Below are 5256 nucleotides of genomic sequence, written 5' to 3'. Positions count from 1 at the left end.
TGATGGACCTTTCGTCCTGTTTGAAGTGGCAAGCGCTTCTGCCGATCGCTTCGGCGCTGGTGAGATTGTCAATGAAGAAACCGGCCAGATCTGGCTGCACCTGATGGTCGAAAGCGGATCCGGGGCACTCTCAGCCATCACCATGCGCAAAGCGCTCTCGGTAGCCTTCCGCGTCCCGGTCTCCCCGCTGCCGGAAGGCCTCTACTACGACGGCCAAGGTTTTGACCCTCCAGATGCTGATGACAAAGGCAACTGGTTCCGGTTCTCGCTGATGGTGGACTACCGCTACCAGGACCGCGTCCTGACAACGCCCTGAAAGGGACTTTCATGAAATACTTTGCTCTTCTTGAAACCGCTGCGGGCTCGAATGCCTATCGCCTGGGCGCATCAGAGATTGCGGCAGACAGCACGTCTGACGCTGTCGCCATTGCCGCCAAAAGTGCGGAACCGGGCTGTCGTGCAGGCGTGTGGCCCTATCAGGCCGTGTCCGGTCAGGCTGCTCCAGTTACGCCTGATGAGGCTGAGTCCGGCAAGCTCTACAATGTTCTGGCGCAGGCTGATGGCGCTGCAAGTACCTTTACGCCTGACGGCCAGACGCTGGGGTCTTTTGGCGCTGATGCCGCTGGCATGTGTCTCTCTCTGCAACGGTTTTTCAATTACCGCCTGGGCCTCATCCCGACGGATGCCCAGCCTGCCGCGCAGCCGGCCACACCGGCTGTCACGTCCGGCAGTGGTGGCACGGTCTCGTCCGGGACTACGCCTGTCAGCTCAGGCTCCACAGTCAGCTCTGGCGGAACCGTCTCCGGGGGCTGATCCGCCCTGATCTTCGATCCATTTCACAGTCGCCTCGGGCGGCTTTTTTTATGAGGGAAGCATGCCTTACACAGGGGCGACGGCCGGTTATGCCGCCGGCGAACAGACCAATACCAGCAAGCTGGACTATGCTCTGGAGACCACATTCAACGTGGCACCAGGCGGGGCATACCAGCGCCTCCGGATGACGGGCGAAAGCCTCGCCGTTCAGGATGGTGTCGCCACGCCGGATGAGATCAACGATATCCCGGAAGATGCTGAAACCGTTCTGACCTCACGCTCAACCCGAGGCAGTATCAACGGCGTTGTCTCTTACGGCACCTATGACGATCTGCTGGCCGGCGTGCTGGGCGCTGACTGGGTTTCAGTAGAGCGGTCTCCCAATAATGATGCGTGGGTCGCTGCGGTCAATGACGTCACAGCAGCAAACCTTGTGGGCTATAGCTGCGACAGCATCCTGATGAATAATTTTGACGTCTCCGGCGTTCAAAAGGCTGGCGTCGTTCAGATTGTTGATCAGACCAAAAATTTCAGTATCTCTCTGCCCTATCATCTGCTGCTGCGTGGGGGCTTGGGGCCAACGCTTGTTGTTCCCCTCCACAGTTTTGATGCGCTTGTAGGATCAGGCACGACTTACGCCCTGAATAAAGACGCGCAGGTCACGTTCAACAGTCTGGTCAATGACAAGCTGGGAAAGACCTTCACTTTCCGTAAAGCCCTGGCGGGACAGTGGCAGCATTTCACCGGTAACATGGTCAGCCAGGTGCAGATTTCTCTGCAGCAGGGACAGGCCCCAACCATTCAGATCGATGTCGTGGGCTCTGACATGAAGGTGTCCACTGTCGATGTCTCTGGCTCCGTGAACGCAGCCACGTCCACTGCCATCATGAATACGGTGGATGGCTTTCTCGGCTGCAAGATCTTCGGAACAGCACCTGCCGGCTGCATTCGCAGCGCCTCGATCACCCTGTCGCGTAATGGCAATGCCCAGGACACCGGCATGGGTCATGTGGGCGCGTGTGGCGTCCAGTTCGGTTCGCTCCAGGCCCGGATGGAGATCCAGTATTTCTTCAAGGACTACACGCAGTTCCTGGCCTGGCAGGCTGGCCAGAAAGGCGTGGTGTCTGTTTCGATCCAGGACCAGTCTGGGAACGGCTATGAGTTCCTGATGCTCAACGGGCGGATCTTCAATCCGACCAACCCGATCAGCCAGAAGAACAGCACCATCGTTGCCACCGTTTCCGTGACCGGAAACCCGCTTCCTGGTGGCGGCACGTTCGGCATTCGCCGGATCGTCGCAGGCGTCTGATTTCCGCCGTCTGACTGAGTTTTCGCGCCGCCTTCGGGTGGCTTTTTTTATGCCCAGAGGGTCGAAGCCCGGCCCTCTTTTCTTTTTGGAAAAATGAACATGGCAAAGCTGTCTGCCTTTTCGCGTAATCCGTCCAAGGTTGCCCAGGGTGACGAAATCGAAGTCGGCCCGGAAGGGGATACTTTCTTCATCACTACGCGCGGCTTTACGCCAGCTTATCGCGACACACTCTATGCACTTCGCCTAGAAGCGGCACGGGAATTGAACCGCTCGCAGCGTGTTGGGGCGGGTTTCTATGCGCCGGATGCTCTTCCGCCTACGACGGACGATGTCTGTCAGGGAAAGGCGATCGCCCGTGAGTGTGTTCTGGGCGTGCGCGGCCTTGACGGTAGCGATGACCAGCCGGTGAGCGTGGATGATTTCCGCAGCATGTTGGAAAGCGGCGATTATCCCGCCCTGACAACCCTTGCCATCATGGCCGCGGGCAAGGTCGGCAGCGAACGTGCAGAACAAGCCAAGGCTGCTGCGGGAAACTGATTGCGGCACTCCAATGGGAATTGGAGTGGGGTGCCTATGTCGGGGACAACGAAGTTCCCGACATTCGAGAAGCGGCACTGGAAGTGCGTGTTCTTCCCGATCCCTGGAACGAAATGCCCTGGCGGGCGTGGCATGAACTCCAACATGACCGCGCTTGGATGACAGACGGCATTGGCGCATCTATGGGAACAATCTCCATTGTCTCGCGTCCAGGTCCAATCTCGTGGATGGCGATTGACCGGTGGTGTGATGTCAACGGCGTAACAGCCGAAGAACGCCCGTATGTTCTGGATCTCATTCGAGTGCTCGATGCAGTGTTTCTCAAGGATCGAAACAGCACGATCACGCAGAACCTTCAGACCCTCATCAGGAAATGAGCATGGCCTCTCCCCGAAGTGTGGCCCGAAATATCCGCCTATTTCGGGACCGGGCGCTTTCTCCGGCTGCTCAATCGGCGCGGCTTGCCGCTGTTGCCATTCAGGTCCGCGATCAAGCGGTCCGTAGTGGCGATGCTCCTCCGCACTGGACCACGAACGTGGATGGCCGGCAGGGCGCGCCAGAAAGCTCCGTCCGCCCTGAAGGATTCATTCTCTATAAATTCAACGTTATGGGCCTAGCAGCCAAGGCTGCGCTTCAGCTCTGCAAGGAGCACTCTCCAGTTCGTTCGGGACGATACAGGGACAGTTGGGTCGTTGTGGTCGATGGGAAGCCCTGGACAGGCGATGTGGCGGACGTTCCTGATGGGATGGAGGTCATGATCGTCAATCCGCAGCCTTATGCGCGCAAGATTGACACGGGTGCCATGAAGAAAATGAGCGTCCCTCCGGGCATCGTGGAGGCCGTTCGCCAATCCGTGCAGCGAAAATTCCCGACTGTTAATGCCGCACGTGCCTTTGTCACGGTGCCCTCTGGTCTTCTGGAAAATGCACCTTACACCCTGCGTCGAAATGGCAGAGGAAAGGATCGCAAAGCTGGAGGTGTTATTACTTACCCGGCTCTGATTTTGATCAGACGACAATGAGTCATTTGTCGCAATCAATAGTCAGTTCTTTCCGCACGCCATCATTATCCGTGCTGATGACTTTATAGCCCGTTGGACATTCCTTGTTGGCGCGCTCGTAGCAAATTCTTAATGGCGCAGCCGTTCCACACCCGATGATGTGATAGGCCCCGCCGCCCGGTTTCGGGACGCTCGATGCAGTCGTGCAACCTGTAAGAATTGTCGCAATGGCAAGTAATAAGATTCTTTTCATTTTAACCTCTGAATGACGCAAAGGCGTACATTATGCCGACTGTAGAGCAGATTGAAATTGCCTATGGCAGCCAAATTGCGTCTTCTGCTCAATCAGATGCGGATGCTCTCGACAGGGTTGCAGACGGCTTGGATCGGGTCGGTGAATCTGTCGAAGTCACTGATACTAAAATTACCCGGACCTCCAAGACAGCAGAAGGCTGGGTTAAGAGTCTGGATGCAGTCACAAAATCAGCAACAGCCCTGCAAAAGGCGCAGGATAAGCTGAGTGAGGTGACGGAAACCGTCAACGAAGGTGTCCGCAAAGGCGAGGTAACGCAGGCTGAGGCAGCTCGGACGATTGATGCGCAGGCCGCCAAGGTCAAAAAGCTCTCAGATGCTCATGACACAGCTGTAAAATCAGCAAAGGGTGCTAGCAATGCCCTTCAGGACACGACCGACAAGGTCAAACTGTCCGGCTACCAGTTCGGTATTGTGGCTGATGAGGCTCACAAGTTTTTTGATCAGGTCATGTCTGGCGGGTCTGCCTTGAAAGCAGCCTTTTACCAGGTTCCGAACATCGTTCAGACGATGGGCGGTTTTGGTACGGCTCTCAAGATTGCTGGCGGGTTTCTGTCTGGACCAGGAGGATTGGCTGTCGCGGCTGCGGCGGGGGCTGCTGCCATCTATAAGGTGGGTTCGGCTGCCGAGGCGGAACAGGAAACACTGGCGACCCTGTCGCAGCACCTGCGGGCAACGCGCGATGACTATACGGCCATGGCTTCCTCAGCCGAGGCGGCGGCGCGCCAGCTCTCCTCCGGCGGCGATCTGTCTCTGGATGACAGCCGGTCCGTTACCACGACTTTTGCGTCTGTGCCCACGATTGACGGTTCCAGTCTCCGGACGCTGTCAGCTGAAGCGCGGGATCTGGCCGAAGTCATGGGCGAGACGGTTCCAGAAGCTGCCAAGACCATGGCAGATGCCTATGCCGATCCGGCCAAGGCAGCCCAGGACTTTGCCGACAAGGGTTTGCTCGGGATCCATCAAGGCCTCGTCAGCCAAATTGAAGATCTTCAGAATTCGGGCAACCGCCTTCAGGCCTGGCAACTGCTGATGCAGCAGGTCGGGACGGCGACATCTGGCGCAGCTCGTCAGGGCCTGACGCCGTTCCAGCAGGCCTTGCATGACCTGAAAGATGCCTGGGCAGCTCCGCTTGCGAGTGCCAAAACGTTTGTGGATGAAATCGGTGACGGCATTGTAGCGGGTGCCACAAAGGGCGTTCAGGCTCTGGCCTCTCTGGGCAATGAACTCCAGTCAGCCAAAAAATGGATGGACAGCTTTCAGCCTGCGCACGTCGCCTATGAGG

At 57.5% G+C, this 5256-nt stretch carries 8 protein-coding genes; 7 read left to right on the top strand and 1 reads right to left on the bottom strand.

The window, feature by feature from the left end:
- The 6 genes from R5H23_RS11415 to R5H23_RS11390 all read left to right on the top strand — a co-directional run.
- Positions 1-316: hypothetical protein (locus tag R5H23_RS11415; RefSeq protein ID WP_317215503.1), on the top strand; the 316-nt coding region annotated here is incomplete at its 5' end.
- Positions 317-327: 11 nt separating this feature from the next.
- A complete protein-coding gene (locus tag R5H23_RS11410; RefSeq protein WP_317215502.1) occupies positions 328-813 on the top strand; it encodes a hypothetical protein in 486 nt (161 codons plus the stop codon).
- A gap of 61 nt (positions 814-874) precedes the next feature.
- A complete protein-coding gene (locus R5H23_RS11405) occupies positions 875-2122 on the top strand; it encodes a phage tail tube protein (protein WP_317215501.1) in 1248 nt (415 codons plus the stop codon).
- 99 nt (positions 2123-2221) lie between these two features.
- Positions 2222-2659: a hypothetical protein gene (locus R5H23_RS11400; RefSeq protein ID WP_317215500.1), complete on the top strand. Its 438-nt coding sequence runs from the start codon at positions 2222-2224 to the stop codon at positions 2657-2659.
- 20 nt (positions 2660-2679) lie between these two features.
- The gene (locus R5H23_RS11395) at positions 2680-3036 is read left to right on the top strand and encodes a hypothetical protein (protein ID WP_317215499.1); all 357 of its coding nucleotides are present in this window, start codon (positions 2680-2682) and stop codon (positions 3034-3036) included.
- 2 nt (positions 3037-3038) lie between these two features.
- Positions 3039-3680 carry a hypothetical protein gene (locus tag R5H23_RS11390; protein ID WP_317215497.1) on the top strand — a complete coding sequence of 214 codons (642 nt, stop codon included), beginning with the start codon at positions 3039-3041 and terminating at the stop codon, positions 3678-3680.
- Between the two features lies 1 nt (position 3681).
- Here R5H23_RS11390 and R5H23_RS11385 read toward each other — a convergent pair whose 3' ends face one another.
- Complete coding sequence (locus tag R5H23_RS11385; protein ID WP_317215496.1) at positions 3682-3912, bottom strand: hypothetical protein; 231 nt, start codon at positions 3910-3912, stop codon at positions 3682-3684.
- A 32-nt stretch (positions 3913-3944) separates the two neighbouring features.
- On the opposite strand from R5H23_RS11385, the gene R5H23_RS11380 reads away from it, so the two are divergent.
- Positions 3945-5256, top strand: a 1312-nt coding sequence (locus tag R5H23_RS11380) for a phage tail length tape measure family protein (RefSeq protein WP_317215495.1), incomplete at its 3' end; no start/stop codon positions are given.

The sequence above is a fragment of the Gluconobacter sp. GP1 genome (assembly GCF_032913585.1).
Taxonomy (GTDB): domain Bacteria; phylum Pseudomonadota; class Alphaproteobacteria; order Acetobacterales; family Acetobacteraceae; genus Gluconobacter; species Gluconobacter cerinus.
Note: the sequence above shows the minus strand (reverse complement) of the source record. Positions and strands in the feature narration are given on the sequence as shown.

Excerpts from the sequence above, each read along its gene's own strand:
- R5H23_RS11385 (WP_317215496.1), bottom strand. The coding sequence starts at position 3,912 with ATGAAAAGAATCTTATTACTTGCCATTGCGACAATTCTTACAGGTTGC.
- R5H23_RS11405 (WP_317215501.1), top strand. The coding sequence starts at position 875 with ATGCCTTACACAGGGGCGACGGCCGGTTATGCCGCCGGCGAACAGACC.
- R5H23_RS11410 (WP_317215502.1), top strand. The coding sequence starts at position 328 with ATGAAATACTTTGCTCTTCTTGAAACCGCTGCGGGCTCGAATGCCTAT.
- R5H23_RS11390 (WP_317215497.1), top strand. The coding sequence starts at position 3,039 with ATGGCCTCTCCCCGAAGTGTGGCCCGAAATATCCGCCTATTTCGGGAC.
- R5H23_RS11400 (WP_317215500.1), top strand. The coding sequence starts at position 2,222 with ATGGCAAAGCTGTCTGCCTTTTCGCGTAATCCGTCCAAGGTTGCCCAG.